The organism is Micromonospora sp. NPDC005707 (assembly GCF_040631005.1).
Classification (GTDB): Bacteria; Actinomycetota; Actinomycetes; order Mycobacteriales; family Micromonosporaceae; genus Micromonospora.
On sequence record NZ_JBEXYR010000003.1, the window covers coordinates 186,610 to 202,771 of the forward strand.

At 75.6% G+C, this 16,162-nt stretch carries 16 protein-coding genes and 1 riboswitch; of the genes, 8 read left to right on the plus strand and 8 right to left on the minus strand.

Annotated features, from left to right (window positions below; all coding sequences use genetic code 11):
* Positions 1–53: 53 nt before the first annotated feature.
* A complete protein-coding gene (locus tag ABZ452_RS06005; protein WP_357939415.1) occupies positions 54–458 on the minus strand; it encodes a hypothetical protein in 405 nt (134 codons plus the stop codon).
* Between the two features lie 426 nt (positions 459–884).
* Here ABZ452_RS06005 and ABZ452_RS06010 point away from each other — a divergent pair, with 426 nt between their 5' ends.
* Together ABZ452_RS06010 and ABZ452_RS06015 are read left to right on the plus strand one after the other, a co-directional pair.
* On the plus strand, positions 885–1,244 hold the full coding sequence (locus ABZ452_RS06010) for an STAS domain-containing protein (protein ID WP_313718855.1): 360 nt from the start codon (positions 885–887) through the stop codon (positions 1,242–1,244).
* Positions 1,245–1,371: 127 nt separating this feature from the next.
* A complete protein-coding gene (locus tag ABZ452_RS06015; RefSeq protein ID WP_357939417.1) occupies positions 1,372–1,824 on the plus strand; it encodes an SRPBCC family protein in 453 nt (150 codons plus the stop codon).
* Between the two features lie 16 nt (positions 1,825–1,840).
* On the opposite strand, the gene ABZ452_RS06020 is transcribed toward ABZ452_RS06015, so the two are convergent.
* The 5 genes from ABZ452_RS06020 to ABZ452_RS06040 all read right to left on the minus strand — a co-directional run bounded on the left by ABZ452_RS06020 (position 1,841) and on the right by ABZ452_RS06040 (position 7,973).
* Positions 1,841–2,350, minus strand: a complete 510-nt coding sequence (locus ABZ452_RS06020; protein WP_357939419.1) for a hypothetical protein — start codon at positions 2,348–2,350, stop codon at positions 1,841–1,843.
* A gap of 98 nt (positions 2,351–2,448) precedes the next feature.
* A complete protein-coding gene (locus ABZ452_RS06025) occupies positions 2,449–3,525 on the minus strand; it encodes a hypothetical protein (protein WP_357939421.1) in 1,077 nt (358 codons plus the stop codon).
* 5 nt (positions 3,526–3,530) lie between these two features.
* Positions 3,531–3,660: riboswitch (cyclic di-AMP (ydaO/yuaA leader) on the minus strand.
* Positions 3,661–3,803: 143 nt separating this feature from the next.
* A complete protein-coding gene (locus ABZ452_RS06030) occupies positions 3,804–4,718 on the minus strand; it encodes a cation diffusion facilitator family transporter (protein ID WP_357939423.1) in 915 nt (304 codons plus the stop codon).
* Between the two features lie 90 nt (positions 4,719–4,808).
* On the minus strand, positions 4,809–6,923 hold the full coding sequence (locus tag ABZ452_RS06035; RefSeq protein ID WP_357939425.1) for an AAA family ATPase: 2,115 nt from the start codon (positions 6,921–6,923) through the stop codon (positions 4,809–4,811).
* A gap of 108 nt (positions 6,924–7,031) precedes the next feature.
* The gene (locus tag ABZ452_RS06040) at positions 7,032–7,973 is read right to left on the minus strand and encodes an alpha/beta hydrolase (RefSeq protein ID WP_357939427.1); all 942 of its coding nucleotides are present in this window, start codon (positions 7,971–7,973) and stop codon (positions 7,032–7,034) included.
* Positions 7,974–8,106: 133 nt separating this feature from the next.
* On the opposite strand from ABZ452_RS06040, the gene ABZ452_RS06045 reads away from it, so the two are divergent.
* Positions 8,107–8,736, plus strand: a complete 630-nt coding sequence (locus ABZ452_RS06045; protein WP_357939429.1) for a carbonic anhydrase — start codon at positions 8,107–8,109, stop codon at positions 8,734–8,736.
* A 64-nt stretch (positions 8,737–8,800) separates the two neighbouring features.
* On the opposite strand, the gene ABZ452_RS06050 is transcribed toward ABZ452_RS06045, so the two are convergent.
* Positions 8,801–9,130, minus strand: a complete 330-nt coding sequence (locus ABZ452_RS06050; RefSeq protein ID WP_154228052.1) for a hypothetical protein — start codon at positions 9,128–9,130, stop codon at positions 8,801–8,803.
* Positions 9,131–9,461: 331 nt separating this feature from the next.
* On the opposite strand from ABZ452_RS06050, the gene ABZ452_RS06055 reads away from it, so the two are divergent.
* From ABZ452_RS06055 to ABZ452_RS06070, 4 genes are all read left to right on the plus strand, one after another.
* Positions 9,462–9,953, plus strand: a complete 492-nt coding sequence (locus ABZ452_RS06055) for a DUF3145 domain-containing protein (protein WP_357939431.1) — start codon at positions 9,462–9,464, stop codon at positions 9,951–9,953.
* Between the two features lie 25 nt (positions 9,954–9,978).
* Entirely contained in the window at positions 9,979–11,709 is a 1,731-nt protein-coding gene (locus ABZ452_RS06060; RefSeq protein ID WP_357939433.1) for a glycoside hydrolase family 3 protein, read from the plus strand.
* 95 nt (positions 11,710–11,804) lie between these two features.
* Positions 11,805–12,782, plus strand: a complete 978-nt coding sequence (locus ABZ452_RS06065) for a glycosyltransferase family 2 protein (protein WP_357939435.1) — start codon at positions 11,805–11,807, stop codon at positions 12,780–12,782.
* Entirely contained in the window at positions 12,779–15,055 is a 2,277-nt protein-coding gene (locus ABZ452_RS06070) for a hypothetical protein (protein WP_357939437.1), read from the plus strand. Before ABZ452_RS06065 ends, ABZ452_RS06070 begins: the two co-directional genes overlap by 4 nt.
* Before the next feature lie 48 nt (positions 15,056–15,103).
* Here the strand turns inward: ABZ452_RS06070 and ABZ452_RS06075 are convergent, their stop codons facing one another.
* A complete protein-coding gene (locus ABZ452_RS06075) occupies positions 15,104–15,814 on the minus strand; it encodes a class I SAM-dependent methyltransferase (protein WP_357939439.1) in 711 nt (236 codons plus the stop codon).
* A 114-nt stretch (positions 15,815–15,928) separates the two neighbouring features.
* Between ABZ452_RS06075 and ABZ452_RS06080 the strand changes: the two genes are divergently transcribed.
* Entirely contained in the window at positions 15,929–16,150 is a 222-nt protein-coding gene (locus ABZ452_RS06080) for a hypothetical protein (protein ID WP_357939441.1), read from the plus strand.
* Positions 16,151–16,162 lie beyond the last annotated feature (12 nt).

Here is a 16,162-nt window from a genome sequence, read left to right on the forward strand (position 1 = left end):
ACCGTCGCGTCCGCTTGTCGGTCCCGTCCGGCCCGGCGTCCGCCGGGTCCCGCTCAGCCGTCCAGGCCGGCGGGGGAGTTCGGGCGGTCCACGTCGACGAACTCGATCTCGTCGACGTCCCGCTCCCGGCTCCCGGCGGCCCGCGCGGCGGTGCCGGCCGCCCAGCCGATCGCCGCGCCGGCCAGCGCCGCGGCGATCAGCAGCGTCCAGGGCAGCGCCGGCCGGCGGCCGGCGAGCGCGTCGAAGGCGAGGCTGGCCCGGCGGCGGGCCTCCTCGGCGGCGGAGCCGACCAGGTCGGTGGCGTCGTCGGCGAGGCCGGAGGAGTTGCGGCGGGCGGACCGGGCGGCCTCGCGGACGCTGCCGCCGGCGGAACCGGCGGCGGAGAGCAGGTGCTGCCACGCCTGGTCGGCGACCCGCTCGGGCTTGCTGCGGCGGTCCAGCAGGGTGGATCCGAACATCGTGTTACCTCCTCGGGGTGCCGAAGTCCGGCGGCCAGATCGGACTCCGGGTGTGATCCGGCGCGTGACGGTTCGCTCCCCGGGGCAGTGCCCCGGCCGGACCCGGCGCAAACCATCGTGTCAGGGCAGGTCGGCGCGGCGTGGGACGAACCACCCGAACGCGCCGGGGGCGGGGTGCCACCCGGGCGTGCGCCGGCCCGCTACCCTGGGTCGGCGGATCGGCCGGGCCCACCCCGGCCGATCGACCGGTTGGGACCCCGCGCCGCGGGGAAATCGGAGCCCGAAGGTCCGGATTGGGATGCCCAGGTGTGCCCAGTACGCGAATTGCTCATCCCGAGGGGTGGCGACCGAGGCCGTCGGAGGAATACTCTCGGTCGCGGCCCGCGTACTGATGAGGCGCCCGTAAGGGCGAGTGGAGGTGCTCGCGTGAGCCTGTCGATCGTGAAGTCGGTGCTGCCGGGTGGTGTGGTCCAGATCGCCCCGCGAGGGGAGATCGACGTCGACACCGCGTACGAGGTGCGGGAAGCGATCGCCGAGGTGCTCGCCAAGGGCCGCCCCTCCCGGATCGAGCTCAACATGCGGCTCGTCACCTTCATCGACTCGGTCGGCATCAGCGCCATGGTCGCCGGCTTCCAGACCTGCGAGGTCAGCGGCGTCAAGCTGGTGGTCACCGAGCCGAGCCGGTTCGTGCACCGGCAGCTCTGGGTGACCGGCCTGCTCGGCCTCTTCGGCGCGCCCGAGCCCTGGTTCGCCGACAGCACCCCGCAGGTGCTCCCCGGCGCCTGATCGGCGCCCCTCCCGCTGATCGACTCCAGCTCGCCGACCTGCCGCGGGCCCGGGACTTTCGACCCGTTGCCAGCCCGGCTCCGGTACGGGACGATCGTGCGGACCCACGACGGCGAGGGGGTGCCGCTTGCTCAGCAGCGACAGCTTCAGCTACACCGTGCAGGCCCGGTGCACCAGGGCCCACGCGGTGGCCCTGCTCGGCGACCTGAGCCGGCAGGGCGAGCTGCATCCGCTGATCGTCCGGGTCCGCCAACTGCCGGCCCGCCCGGGGGCGCTGGCCAGCTACGCGATCACCGACCGGCTGGCGCTCGGCCCGCTGCACTTCCCGGTCACCTACCAGGCGGACGTGCTGGTCGCCACCGAGGACGAGGTCGTGACCGTGGCCCGGCAGCAGCCGGCCACCACGGTGCGCAACCACACGCGGCTGCGCGACGAGCCCGACGGGGTGGTGCGGATCGACGTGGAGATCACCCTCTCCGCACCGGCACCGCTGTTCGGCTACGCCTTCCGGCAGGCCCGGGCGGCCCACCTCGGGCTGGCCAGCCGGCTCGGCGCCACCCTGGAGGGGCAGGCGGTCTGACCCGGGGCGCCCTGACTCAGCCGCGTCGCCCGGCGGGCACCGGTCGTCGGGCCGCCGGCCGGGCCGGCCGCAGCCGCCCCCACGGCTTGTAGGTGGACAGCACGGTCACGACGAGCAGCAGCGTGCTGGAGACGGTCGGCGCGACCACCAGGTCGACGCGGAGGTGGGCGTCGGCCGCCCCGGCCAGCTCACCGAGGTGCCGGACCCGCGGGGTGAGCAGGAGCAGCACCAGCGTGAGCACCACGGTGGTGACGGCGAACTTCACCAGCACCCAGCGCCAGCGCAGCAGGCCCCACGGGGTGAGCAGCGCGCTGGCGAGCCCGACCAGCCAGACGAGCACGCTCAGCGGGGCGAACAGCCAGGTGACCAGCAGCGCGGCGGCCGGATAGACCACCTCGGGGTCGGCCCCGCGCAGCCCGGCCACGCCGAGGGCCAGCAGCACCAGGTCGGCGCCGAGCCACCCCAGCGAGGTGACCAGGTGCAGGGTGAGCAGGGCCTTGCGTCCGGCGGGGGAGAGTCGAGTCATGCCCCCGATGCTCGGCCGTCACGGGCGTCGCGTCGTGGGCCGCGCGGCGACACCCGGCGTACGTCGTGGGACGTAGCCGGGCGCCGCCGGGGCGGGGATCAGTACACCGAGAGGTGCACGTGGTTGGTGTGGTCGCTGGACGGGTCGCCGTTGCCCCCGCTGTACGCCTTCCAGCCGCTGCTGGGCAGCCAGATCTGCCGGAACCAGATCACGTAGAGCACGGCGAGCGCGTCGGCGTTGCGGATGAAGTAGGCGGAGAGGTTGTTGCCGTACGTCTTGTCGCCGCCGCTGGCCACGCCGCCGAAGCCGCTCTTCTGCGCGGCGAAGTCGCAGGCCCGCCCCTTCGGGTGCTCGCCCGAGCCGCTGGGCCGGTGGCAGGAGACGTAGCGGGTGAAGCCGGCCGCCTTGGCCTGCTGGAGCGCGTGCAGCGTACGCGGGGTGATGCAGCCGTCGGCGGGCGTCGGGTCGTTGACGCTGCACGACTCGGGTGGCCAGGAGCCGTCGGCGTTGCGCTTGGCCGGCTTGGCGTTGGCCGACGAGGTGCCCTGGACGCTGCCGCCGCCGCTGCTGGACGCGCGGTTGTTCGCCACCTCCAGGGCGCGTTCGGCCTGCTGCTTGCGCTTGGCCATCACCGCGACCTGCTTGCGCTGCTCCTGGATCTCCCCGGTGAGCGCGGTCTGCGTGCGGGTGGCCTCGTCCCGGGTGTCGATGAGCTCGCGCAGCGCCCGGTCCTCGTGCGCGGCCACCTGCTCCAGCGCGGCCGCGCGGTCCATGAAGCCCTCGGGGCTGGTGCTGCCGAGCAGGGCCGCGGCGGTGCCCAGCCGCCCGGACCGGTATGCCACCCCGGCGATCTCGCCGACCTTGGCGTCCCGGACGGTCAGCTCGGCGTTGACCGTCTTGAGCTGGGCGGTGAGCTGCTGTTGCCGGGTCACCGAGCGGTTCAGCGCGGTGCGGGCGTCCAGCCACCCCTTGCTGGCGGCGTCGAGCTGGGCGCGCAGCGCCGGGGTGCCGCCCTCGTTGTCGCCGGGTGCGGCGGCGAGCAGCGCGGTCGGGGAAGCCGCCGCGACCGCCGAGGCGGGGGAGACCGGCGCGGTCACGACGCCGAGGGCGAGCGTCGCGACGAGCAGGGCCGCCAACCGGGCGACCGTCCGTCGTACAGGTGCCACTGGGGGCATTCACGTGTCCTTCCGTCCACCGCCGACCGGGTTAGCTGACGGGTTCGGGACGGAAGATCCCTACCGCTGACGCGGATGCACCCCACGAACGTGGTTCCCCGGCTCGCCCTGCGGGCGATTAGGCGCTGGCCACCGCAGGCGCCGGTGGGCGCCGCCCGGCGGAGGCCGCGGTCGAGCCTACCGGCGTTGTTCCGGGTCGGCTCCGCTGGTGGGAGCCGGTGTCCCGGTCAAAACCGGCATAAGTGCACAATAACCACTTGGATTTAAGATTGCCCTAATTACCACTCGACCGCGCCGCACGCCCCGGGAGACGCTCCGGGTTCGATCTGCAACGTGGCGTGATCGATCGAGAAGTCCTCGTGCAGGGCCGTCCGGGCGGCCGCCAGCACCTCGCCGACCTCGGCGCCCGGTGCCATGGTCAGGTGCGCCGAGGCCACCTCCATGCCCGAGGTGAGCGTCCAGACGTGCAGGTCGTGCACCTCGGCGACGCCGGGCACGGCGGCCAGCCGGTCGTGCACCGCGGTCACCTGGAGGTGCTCCGGGGCGGCCTGCACCAGGATCCGGACCGCGGCCCGGCCGAGTCGCCAGGTGCGCGGCAGGATGAACAGCCCGATCGCGACGGCGACCAGCGGGTCGGCCCACCACCAGTCGGTGACCGCGATGACCAGGGCGGCCCCGATCACGCCGAGCGAGCCGAGGAGGTCGCCCAGCACCTCCAGGTACGCCCCGCGCAGGTTGATGCTCTCCTCGGCGCCGGCGCGCAGCAGCGCGAACGCGGCGATGTTGGCGAGCAGGCCGAGCACCGCCACGGCGAGCATCGGCCCGGCGAGGACCTCCGGCGGCTCGCCGAACCGGCGTACCGCCTCGACCAGGACGTAGACGGCCACGGCGCCGAGCAGCACCGCGTTGGCCAGCGCGGCCAGCACCTCCAGCCGGTAGAGCCCGAAGGTGCGCTGCGGGTCGGTGTCGGCGTGCCGGGTGGCGGTGATCGCGGCGAGCGCCATGCCGATGCCGAGGACGTCGGTGAACATGTGCCCGGCGTCGGAGAGCAGGGCCAGCGAGCCGGTGGCGAAGGCGGCCACCGCCTCGACGACCATGAGGGCGGTGAGCAGCGCGAACGCGCCCCAGAGCCGACCACGGTGACGGTGCGCCGCGTTCGCCACCGCGCCGCTGTGGTCATGACCTGCGCCCACGCACACACCCTCTCGTCCGCCGCCCCGGCCGAGCTCAATCTATGCTCACATCGCTATGTGTGCAAGTGAACGCCGGATGCGGCGCCGCCGTCAGCCGACCGGGTCGAGCGTGGTGAGCCGCTGGGTGGCCCGGGAGAGCGCCACGTAGAGGGTGCGGACGCCCGACCCCGGATCGGCCCGGATCTCGCTCGGGGCGACCAGCACCACCCCGTCGTACTCCATGCCCTTGGCCTGGAGACTGGTCACCACCTGGAGCCGGCCGCCCAGGTCGCCCAGCCAGCCGGCCACCTCGTCCCGGCGCGGCACCGGCGTGATCACACCCACCGTGCCCTCGACCTCCGCCAGCAGCGCGCGCGCCGCCGCCGCCGTGGCGGCGGGTAGGTCGCCGGCGGGCACCGACCGCTCGACGGGCGGCACCCCGGTGGAACGGACCGCGGTGGGCAACGCGAGATCCGGGTGTACGCGGTGGATCTCCGCGGCCGCCACGGCGAAGATCTCCGCCGAGTTGCGGTAGTTGGTGGTCAGCTCGTACCGGTGGCGGCGGCGCCGGCCCAGCGCCTGGTCCCGGGCCCGGGCCAGCTCCTGCGGGTCACCGGTCCAGGCGGTCTGCGCCGGGTCGCCCACCACGGTCCAGGAGGCCAGCCGGCCCCGCCGGCCGATCATCCGCCACTGCATCGGCGAGACGTCCTGCGACTCGTCGACGACCACGTGGGCGTAGTCGCGGTAGTCCTCCGGGCGCTCCCGCGCGGCGGCCCGGGCGGCCCGCTGCCGGTCGGCGGCCGTGCTCAGCTCGCGGACGCCGCCGGCCAGCTGGAACGGGTCCCGCTTCGGCCTCGCCCGCCGCACCGGCTGGCCCAGAAGCGCGTCCAGCTCGTCCAGCAGCGCCACGTCGGCGATGGTCAGCCCCTCGCCGTCCAGGCTCCGGTACGCCCCGGTCAGCAGCCGGATCTCGGCCCCGGACAGGACGCCCCCGGCGTACCGGCGCAGCCGCTCCGGGCGGGCCAGCCAGCCCAGCACGTGGCGCGGGTGCAGCCGCGGCCACCAGGCCTTGAGGAACTCCCGGAACTCCGGCCGGTCGATGATCTCGTCCTCGAACGCGGGCTGCTCCGGCAGCCGGCCGATCCGCAGCCTGCGGGCCTGGGCCCAGAGCGCGGCGAGGACCGCGTCGAAGGCCGCCCGGCGCACCTCGTTGCGGCGCGCGCCGCGGGACAGCGTCCGGTCCCGGATGGCGTCCAGCTCGGCCCGCTCCAGGCGCAGCAGCTCACCCCGGTAGAGCAGGCGCAGCTCGCCGGGGGAGTCGGGCACCGCGTCCCGGACCGCCCGCTCCAGCACCCGGCGCATCCGCAGCGACCCCTTCACGGCCGCCACCTCGGGCGGGTCGGTCCGGGTCGCCGACACGCCGGGGAAGAGGGAACCCAGCGAGTGCAGGGTGGCCGTCTCCTCGCCGAGCGAGGGGAGCACCGAGGCGATGTACTGGACGAACACGCTCGACGGGCCGACCACCAGGATGCCGCCGCCGGCATACCGGGCGCGGTCGGAATAGAGCAGGTACGCGGCGCGGTGCAGGGCCACCGCCGTCTTGCCGGTGCCCGGGCCGCCGGAGACGATCGTGACTCCGCTGCCCGGGGAGCGGATCGCCTCGTCCTGCTCCCGCTGGATGGTGGCGACGATGTCCCGCATGCCGTGGCCGGTGGCCCGGGACAGGGTCGCCAGCAGCGCGCCGTCGCCCACCACCGCCATGTCCGGCGGGGCGGACTCCGGGTCCAGCAGGTCGTCCTCGATCCGGGTGACCTGCTCCGCGGACGACTGGATCGTGCGCCGCCGCACCACGCCCAGCGGCTCGGCCGGGGTGGCCTGGTAGAACGCGGCGGCGGCCGGCGCGCGCCAGTCCACCACCAGCGTCTCGGCGTTCTCCCCGCGCACGCCCAGCCGCCCCACGTGCAGCACCTGCCGCGTACGCAGGTCCAGCCGGCCGAAGACCAGCCCCTCGTGCTCGGCGTCCAGCACGTGCCGGCGCTGCGCGGCGTGGAACACCATCGCGTCCCGCTCGACCAGCGCGCCGAAGTTGCCGACCCGGGCCAGCCGGTAGCCCTCCCGCTCGGCGTCGGCGGCCGACCGACGCAGTTCGGCCAGCCGGGCGTACACCCGGTCGAGATGCCGTTGTTCGACGGCGATCTCCCGTTCCAGGGTGGTCTGGTCGCTCAACGCGGGGGCTCCTGTGGTCAGACGGCGGGCTGAATGAGGGTACGGGCCGCCGGCCCGGCCCGTGTCGGGGCCATGCCGCTGCCCGCCGCCCGCCGCCCGGGTTGCCCGTTATCCGGGCGTTCCCACCCGCTGCCCGGACGTGCCCGCGTCCGTCCCCGAGAGCACCTGCTGCAGCACCCCGGCGACGGCCGCGGTCACCTCGTCGGGGCGTTCCATCATCAGCATGTGACCGGCGCCCGGGCAGACGGTCAGCTCGGTGGTCGGCAGCGCACCGGCGATCGACTCGGCGCACGGCGGCGGGGTGAGCCGGTCCCGGTCGCCGACCAGCGCGGCGGCCGGCAGCCGGCCGAGCGCCGCGAGGGTGTCCAGCCGGTGCTGGGCCCCGATCGAGGCGCGGAACCCGCCGATCGAGCGCAGCGAGGCGTGCGCCACCGCCGAGGTGACCAGCCGGATGTCGGCGGGGTCGCAGCGGTCGCCGAACAGCATCCAGCGGATGCTGGGGCGGAGCGCGCGCAGCAGCGCGTGCGGCGGGCGCCACGCGCCGCAGCGGGCCAGCACCCCGGCGCCGGTGGTCTCGGCGAGCCGGATCAGCCGGGCGATCCGGGGGGAGAGCCCGTAGGCGGTGTGGGTGTGCCCCTCGGCGGTGGTCGAGACGAAGACCAGGCCGGCGGCGCGGGCCGCGAAGTGGTCGGGGTGGCGGTGGGCGTACTCCATCACCGTCATCCCGCCCATCGAGTGCCCGACCAGCACGATCGGACCGGACGGGACGAGCCGGTCGACCACCGCGGCCAGGTCGTCGCCGAGCTGGGCCAGGGTGGCGGTGCGCAGCGCCATGCAGCTCGACCGGCCGTGCCCGCGGGCGTCGTAGGTGAGCACCCGGACCCGGTCGCCGAACCGGTCGCGCAGGCCGGCGAGCTGGCGGTGCCAGCTGCGGCCGTCCAGCGTCCAGCCGTGCAGCAGGACCGCGGTGACCTCGGCGTCGACCGGCCCGGTCGCCGTCACGTGCAGGCGTACGCCGTCGGGAAGCCGCACCTCCAGGTGCTCCGGCATGTGCCACCTCCCCCGGGCCGACCGGTGTCCGCGCACCGGAGTGACCCGGTGGTCACACCGGCGTACCCGTCATGACAGCACGGCAACCGGGCTGGTGAGAAGATTCGCAACCCCGCCTCGCACGGTCGGATCGGTGACCAGGCTGGAGGGCATGCCGTCCACCCCCGCCGCCCGGACGCCCCGGGCCGCCCTGGCCGAGCTGCTCTCCGGCAACCGGCGCTTCGTCAGCGGGCAGCCGGTGCACGGCCACGACGTCACGGCCGCCGCGGCGGTGGCCTCCGGCGACCAGCAGCCGTACGCCGTGGTGCTGGGCTGCATCGACTCGCGGGTGCCGCTGGAGGCGATCTTCGACCAGACGTTCGGCTCGATCTGCGTGATCCGCACCGGCGCGCACGTGCTCGACCGGGCGGTCTGCGGCTCGATCGAGTACGTGGTGGGGCAGCTCGGCGTGCGGCTGGTCATGGTGCTCGGCCACGAGCGCTGCGGCGCGGTGGGCTCGGCGGTCGACGCGCTGCGCAGCGGGCGCCATCCGGGCGGCGCGCTGGGCTACGTGGTGGACCGGATCGCGCCGGCGGTCCGCGAGGTCGGCGCGGACGACCCGGACGCCCACCGGATCGCCGTCCGCCGGCACGTCCGGCGCACGGTGGCCGCCCTGCGCGCCGACGACCTGCTGGCGGGGGCGGTGGCGGCCGGGGAGGTGGCCGTGGTCGGCGCCCTCTACGACCTGGCCACCGGCGAGGTGGCGCTGCTGCCCGAGGAGTGAGAAGACAGAACCGCCCGCCGGGGTGACCCCGGCGGGCGGTTCGTGGTGTCGCGGGTGAGGGCGCTCAGCCCTCGAAGACGCCGGCCTCGACGAGACGCTTCTCGGTCTTGTCCCAGCCGTGGTCCGGGTGGGTGGCGGCGAGAGCGTTGATCTCGGCGCGGACCTTGGCGGCGTGGCCGGCGGCGGCCAGCACGCGGATCTCCTCGACGAAGGCGTCGGAGTCGGTGCGCAGGTGCGCGGTCTTGCCGTTGGTCAGGTTACGCACGTAGGCGTGCTTGCCGCCGTTGAGCGGGATCAGGTACTTGAACTCGCCCAGCACGCTGAGGGCGCCACCCTGGCCAGCCTGGCCGGCCCGGACTGACGCGCGCGCGGTCTTAGAGGTGTTGCTCGCCACGGAGGTACTCCTTGCAGACGTACGGGAGGACGGAAACCGTCCGGGGGCTGAATGTGCGGTTTGACGCCCGGGGTGAGCGTCAGCCCGCGAAGACGTGCGGCGGCACAGAACCGCCCAGAGAACTGTACACGACCCCGACGCCTGGCTGGTCGTCGCGCCGTCAGGGAGCACAACCAGGTCAGCCGCCCGGGTATTTCCCGGTCACCGGCACCGGCGAATTTTCCGATTCGCTGGCGCACCATCCGTCACACGGGTCATCATGTGTTCCAGAGGCCACTCGCGTGGACGAGGTCGTAGGGGAAGACGCACCTCGGCTCACCGGGAGGTCACCGTGCCAACGCGTGGCGTCGTATACGTCCACTCGACCCCGCTCGCCGTGTGCTCGCACGTCGAGTGGGCGATCGCGCGCGTCCTCGCCGCGCCGGTCAACCTGCACTGGACGGCCCAGCCCGTCGATCCCGCGGCGCGGCGCGCCGAGTGCGGGTGGACCGGCAGCCCGGGGACGGGCGCCGAACTGGCTGCTGCCCTCCGGCAGTGGCCCATGATCCGTTTCGAGGTCACCGAGGAGCCCAGCCCGGGGGTCGACGGCGAGCGCTTCATGTACGTCCCGGGGCGCGGCCTGTTCCGGGCCACCGTGGGCGCGGCCGGTGACATCCAGCTCGGCGAGGACCGGCTGCGCAGCATCATGGCCTCCGCCCGGGCCCCGGAGGCGCTCGCCCACGCCCTCGACAAGGCCCTCGGCACCGCCTGGGACGCCGAACTGGAGCCCTACCGGTTCGCCGGTGACGGCGCGCCGGTGACGCTGCTCACCCGGGTGGGCTGACAGAAGGTCAAGTTGCCCCGATACGGTGGGGCGCGTGTCGATTTCCCCGCGCCGCGCCTGCGTCGCGCTCGCCGCACTGACCGCGCTGCTCGCCTCCGGGTGCTCGGGTGAGCCCGAACGGCCCCGACCGACCCCGTCGAGCCCGGCGCCGGTCCCGTCGTCGGCCGCTCCCGCCCCGGCCGGCGCCGACCCGGCCGCCCGGGCGGCCGCCCTGGTGGCGACGCTCTCCGACGAGGATCTCGTCGGCCAGGTGCTGATGCCCTATGCGTACGGCAGCTCGGCGACGAAGGTGTCGCCCGGGTCGGCGGCCGGCAACCGGGCCCTGGCCGGGGTCGACACCCCCGCGGAGATGGTCGCGAAGTACCGCCTGGGCGGGCTGATCCTGGTCGGCTTCAGCGCCGACGACCCCACGTCCGGCAACCAGGAGACCACCAACGTCGACAACCCGAAGCAGGTTCGCGCGCTGACCGACGGGCTGCGCGCGGCCGCCGGCCGGCTGCCCGCCGGCGCCGCACCCTTCCTGATCGGCACCGACCAGGAGTACGGCGTGGTCACCCGGATCACCGACGGGGTGACCCTGCTGCCCAGCCCGCTCGCCGCCGGTGCCGCCGGCAACCCGGCGCTGACCGAGGCCGCCTGGCGGGCCGCCGGCGCCGAGCTGGCCGCCATGGGCGTCAACCTGGACTTCGCGCCGGTCGCCGACGTGCTGGCCACCCGCAGCACGGTGATCGGCTCCCGCTCCTTCGGCGCCGACCCGAAGACCGCCTCGGCGCAGGTGGCCGGCGCGGTCCGCGGGCTGCAGGCCGAGGGGGTCGGTGCCGCCGTCAAGCACTTCCCCGGGCACGGGCTGACCGCCGCCGACTCGCACACCGACCTGCCGGTGGTCGGGCAGTCCCGCGCCGTGCTGGACCGCACCGCGTTCCCGCCGTTCCACGCCGGGATCGACGCCGGCGCCATGGCGGTGATGTCCGCCCACCTGGACGTCAAGGCGGTCGACCCGGGCACCCCGGCCACCTTCTCCCGCAAGCTGCTCACCGACGTGCTCCGCGGCCAGCTCGGCTTCCAGGGCGTGGTGATCACCGACGGGATGAACATGGCGCCGGCCAAGAAGTGGTCGCCGGGCGAGGCCGCGGTCCGAGCTTTGAACGCCGGCAACGACCTCATCCTCATGACCCCGAACGTGGGCCAGGCGTACGACGGGCTGCGCGCCGCGCTCAAGGACGGTTCGCTGCCCCGGACCCGGCTCGTCGAGGCGGTCACCCGGGTGCTCACCATGAAGTTCAAGCTGGCCGACCGGCCGGCGCCCGCGCTGTCGACGCTGGACAGCGCCGGGCACCGCAAGGCCGCCGCCGACCTGGCCGCCGCCGCGGTGACCATGCTGCGCGGCCGGTGCGGCAGCCCGGTGGCCGGCCCGGTCACCGTCACCTCCTCCGGGGGGCGGGACGGCACCCGGGCTGCGCTGACCGCGGCGCTCACCGCCGCCGGGGTCAAGGTGGTGCCGAGCGGCGGCACCGTCGTGCACCTCGTCGGGTACGGCGACGGGAGCAAGGACCTGCGCGCGGACGCCACCGTGACGGTGGCCATGGACACCCCGTACGTGCTGGCCGGGGCGAAGTCGCCGACCCTGCTGGCCACCTACTCGTCCACCCGGGCGTCGATGACCGCGCTGGCCGCGGTGCTCGCCGGCAAGGCCCGCCCGACCGGCCACTCCCCGGTGAAGGTGTCCGGCCTGCCCGCCACCACCTGCGGCACCTGATCGGGGCGGGTGCCGCCCGACCGGCCCGGGCCTGACCTGCCCGACTGGTAGCGTCGGCCCGGTCCGCCGCCAGGGAATCCGGGGGGTCGAGTGCCGTGACCGCGCCGCAGCCGGCCCTGTCCGTGGTGGTGCCGATGTTCGACGAGGCGGCCGTCCTCCCGCTGCTCGCCGTCCGGCTGCGCGGCGTGCTCGACGGGCTCGGCGAGGCGTACGAGGTGGTGGCCGTCGACGACGGCAGCACCGACGGCACCCCGGCGGCGCTGGCCGCGCTGCGGGTCGGCTGGCCCGAGCTGCGGGTGCTGCGGCTGCGCCGCAACAGCGGGCACCAGGCCGCCCTGCACGCCGGCCTGCTCCGGGCCCGGGGCGCGTACGTGGTCAGCATCGACGCCGACCTCCAGGACCCGCCCGAGGTGATCGTCGCGCTGCTGCGCCGGGCCCGGGCCGACCACCTGGACGTGGTCTACGCCGTGCGGGCCGACCGCAGCCGGGACACCCGGTTCAAGCGGTGGAGCGCGGGTGGCTACTACCGCCTGGTCCGGCGGCTGGTCGGCGAGCAGGTCCCCGCCCAGGCCGGCGACTTCCGGCTGCTCAGCCGGGCCGTCGTGGAGGCGCTGCGGGAGCTGCCCGAGCGCAGCCCCGTGCTCCGGCTGGTGGTGCCCTGGCTCGGCTTCCCCAGCGCCGAGGTGACCTACGAGCGGCAGGAACGCGCCGCGGGCCGGACGAAGTACCCGCTGTCCCGGATGGCCGGGCTGGCCGCCGAGAGCGTCACCAGCTTCTCCGCCGCCCCGCTGCGGGTGGCCACCTGGCTGGGCCTGGTCGGGGTGGCGGTCTGCGGGGTGCTCGTGGTCGCGGCCGTGCTGGCCTGGTTCGCCGGCGCCACGGTCAGCGGCTGGCCCTCGCTCTACCTGGCGATCCTCTTCCTCGGCGCGGTGCAGCTGCTCTGCCTCGGCCTGCTCGGCGAGTACGTGGCCCGGATCTACACCGCCGTGCAGGGCCGGCCCGCCTACCTGGTGGCCGGCGACAGCGCCGCCGCCCGTCCGGATTCCGCCGAGCTGGCCGACAGCCTGCGGTGACCGCCGTCGCCACCGGCGCCGCCCCGGCGGCCGCCGACCCGCGCCGCCGCCCGGCCGCCCTGCGCTGGGCCCCGGCCGTCGCCGGGTACGCCGCCGTGGTCGCCGTGCTGCTCGCCGCCGGCACCCCGGCCGGCGCGATCGCCCGCTGGACCGCGTACGCGGCGCTGGCCGTGCTGCTCCCCGGCACGCTGGTGTTCCGCGCGCTGCGCCGCCGGCCGCACACCCTGGTCGAGGACCTGGCCCTGGGCGCGGCCGTCGGCCTGGTGCTGGAGCTGGTCGCGTGGGCGGGGTTCACCGCGGTCGGGCTGCCCGGCTGGCTGCGCCTGTGGCCGCTCGCCGTGGTGGTGCCGTTCGCCGCCGTGCCCCGGCTGCGCCGGCACTGGCGGGTCCGGTACCCGACGGTGGCGCCGGCGGCGTGGGCGTGGTCGCTGGCGGGGGTGGTGGCCGGCTTCACCCTCTACCTGTACGGCTCGTTCCTCGCCGTCAACCCGGTGCTGCCCACCGACGAGGGGCAGGCCCAGTACCTCGACCTGGCCTTCGAGCTCTCCCTCGCCGGGGCGGCCACCCACCAGGTGCCGCCCGAGGTGCCGCAGGTCGCCGGGGAGCCGCTGCACTACCACTGGTTCGGCTTCGCCCACCTGGCCGCCACGAGCCTGGTCAGCGGGGTGGACCTGCCCACGGTGCTGTTCCGGCTCGCCGTGCCCGCGCTGTGCGCGCTCGCCGCCGTGCTGCTGGCCGTGGTCGGCTGGCGGATCACCGGCCGGCCGTACGCCGGGGTGGTGGCCGCCGCGCTGCTGTTCACGGTGGGCGAGTTCGGCTTCGAGAACGGCTGGCGGCAGCTCTTCGGCAGCCAGGCCACCTTCATCGTCTGGGGCAGCCCGTCGATGACGTACAGCTGGGTGCTGCTGCTGCCGCTGATCGCCGCGCTCGGTGAGCTCGTTGGCCGGGCCCGCGCGGTGACCGTGCCGCCGCTGGGCCGCGGCGCCTGGGCGCTAGCCGTCCTCTTCCTGGCCGCGTCGACCGGCGCGAAGGCCAGCACCCTGCCGGTGGTGCTGGCCGCGCTCGGTCTCACCGCCGTGGCGACCCTGGTGGTCCGCCGCCGGCTGCCCCGGGCAGTGCTGGTCGCCGCCGGCCTCGCCCTGGCCGCGCAGGTGTTCGCCACCGCGGTGCTGTTCGCCTTCGAGAGCCACGGGGTGGTCCTGGACCCGCTCTCCGGGCTGCGCCCGTACGTGCCGACCGGCCGGCCGGCCGGGGTGACCGCCCTGTGGTGGGTGCTGGTCGCGGTGGCGTTCCTGCTCAACCTCCAGCTCCGGCTGGCCGGCGCGCTCGCCCTGTTCCGGCCGCGCCGGTGGCGGTTCGAGCCGGTGCAGGTGTTCCTGCTCGGCGGAGCGCTCGCCGGCCCGGCCATCTACCTGCTCGTCGGGCATCCCGGCAGCAGCAACCAGTACTTCACCCGGACCGGGTTCGCCTTCGGGGTGCTGCTCTCCGCGTGGGGCTGGGTCGAGGTGGCCGACCGGGCCGCCCTCGCCGCCCGGGGCCGGTGGCTGCTCGGCGCGGGCGCCGCCGGGTTCGCCGTGCTGCTCACCGCGGTGCAGCTCAACTCCGCGACCAGCTCGCCGGCCGTCCCCGCGTACGCCCCGGTGCTGCCGCTGCTCCGCTGGGCGGCCGTGCTGACCGTGCCGGCGGTGCTGGTGTTCCTGTGCTGGCCGGCCCTGGTGGGTCGCTGGCCGGGGCTGGCCGACCGGGGCGGGCTGGTGCTGCTGACCGCCGTGCTGACCGCCGGGGCGCCGGGGCTGGTGCTGGACGCCGCCGCGACCCGGGTCTACCCGAACGGCGGGGCGTACCCGGTGGTGGCGATGCCCGCCTCCCGGGTGGAGGCGGCCCGCTGGGTGCGGGCGCACAGCGCGCCGGACGACGTGCTCGCCACGAACGCGCACTGCCGGGAGGTGGTGGACGGGTGGTGCGACGCCCGGTCGTTCTGGCTCAGCGGCTACGCCGAGCGGTCGGTGCTGGTCGAGGGGTGGGCGTTCGCGCCCCGGATGGTCGGCCGGCCGGACGGCCCGTACGCGCCGTTCTGGGACGCCGACCGGCAACGCGCCAACGACTCGGCCTTCACGGCCCCCACGGCCGCCGGCCTGACCGCCCTGCGCCACCGGTACGGGGTGCGCTGGCTGGTGGTGGACCGGCAGGTCGGCGCCGAGGCGCCGGCCCTGCGGACGCTGGCCGACCTGCGCTTCGAGAACTCCCGGACGGCCGTCTACCGGCTGCGCTGACCCGGTCGCCGCCGGCGGTGACGGCGCGGGCCGGCACGGCCGGGCGGGTCAGGCCGGGCGGTGGGCGCGCAGCATGAGCGAGACTCCGGGCAGCGCCCGCACCGGCAGGTGGCGTTCGGCCGTGACGACCGTGCGCAACCCCAGGTTGACCAGCGGGTGCGGCGGGTCCAGGTCGCTGCCGGTGGACCGGCGCCGCCGCCAGGCCGCCACCGGGCGGAGCAGCACGTTCCAGCTCCACAGCTCGTCGATCGCCAGGCCGGCCTTCTCCACCACGGCCCGCAGCCCGGCGCGGTCGTAGCGCCGGACGTGGCCGACCGCCACGTCGTGCGCCGACCAGAGCCGCATGTCGGCCGGCACGGCGATCAGGACCGCCCCGCCGGGGCGCAGCGCCCGCCGGATCTCGGCGGCCGCCAGGTGGTCCTCGTCGACGTGCTCCAGGATGTCGAAGGCGACCACCAGGCCCAGGCCGGCCGAGGGGACCGGCAGGTGCCGGGCGTCGGCCCGGATCACGTCGAGGCCCCGGCCCCGGGCCACCCCGGCGCCCTCGGCGCTGTATTCCAGGGCGACGGGCCGCCAGCCGTGCGCCCGCAGCACCCGGGTGTTCCCGCCGCCGGCCGCGCCGATGTCCAGCGCCCGGCCCGGGCGGGTGCCCGCCGCCGCCAACCGGCGCAGCGCCCGCCCCAGCAGGACGCGCCGCTCCCGGTACCACCAGTGGGTGTCCTCCAGCGCGGCGAGCTTGCGGATCTCGGTCGCTTCCACGGGTGGTGCTCCTCGACGGCTCGGCGGTCTCACCCTAACGGCCACCGCGGGCCGGGACCGGGACGGCGGCAAATCCGGGTGCGGCCGGGCGCGGGTGCTGGCAGGGTGGCGCCGATGGGAGAGCAGGCGCAGGGTTTCCGCTATGTCGAACGGGCCGACGGGTCGGTGGTGATCACCCACCACGGCCGGGTCGCCGCCACGCTGCGCGGCGGGCGCGCCGCGCAGTTCCTCGCCGAGGTCGGCGACGACCCGCAACTGGTGATGGCCCGGTGGACCGGCAACTACCGGCGGGGCAACGAGCGGACCGCGCGGCAGCATCCCCGCAACCGGGGCTGAGACGCGCTCGGG

What these genes read in the sequence shown, in the direction of transcription:
- ABZ452_RS06005 (WP_357939415.1), bottom strand. Translation starts at nt 458, where the DNA reads ATGTTCGGATCCACCCTGCTGGACCGCCGCAGCAAGCCCGAGCGGGTC.
- ABZ452_RS06025 (WP_357939421.1), bottom strand. Translation starts at nt 3,525, where the DNA reads ATGCCCCCAGTGGCACCTGTACGACGGACGGTCGCCCGGTTGGCGGCC.
- ABZ452_RS06080 (WP_357939441.1), top strand. Translation starts at nt 15,929, where the DNA reads ATGGGAGAGCAGGCGCAGGGTTTCCGCTATGTCGAACGGGCCGACGGG.
- ABZ452_RS06040 (WP_357939427.1), bottom strand. Translation starts at nt 7,973, where the DNA reads ATGCCGGAGCACCTGGAGGTGCGGCTTCCCGACGGCGTACGCCTGCAC.
- ABZ452_RS06020 (WP_357939419.1), bottom strand. Translation starts at nt 2,350, where the DNA reads ATGACTCGACTCTCCCCCGCCGGACGCAAGGCCCTGCTCACCCTGCAC.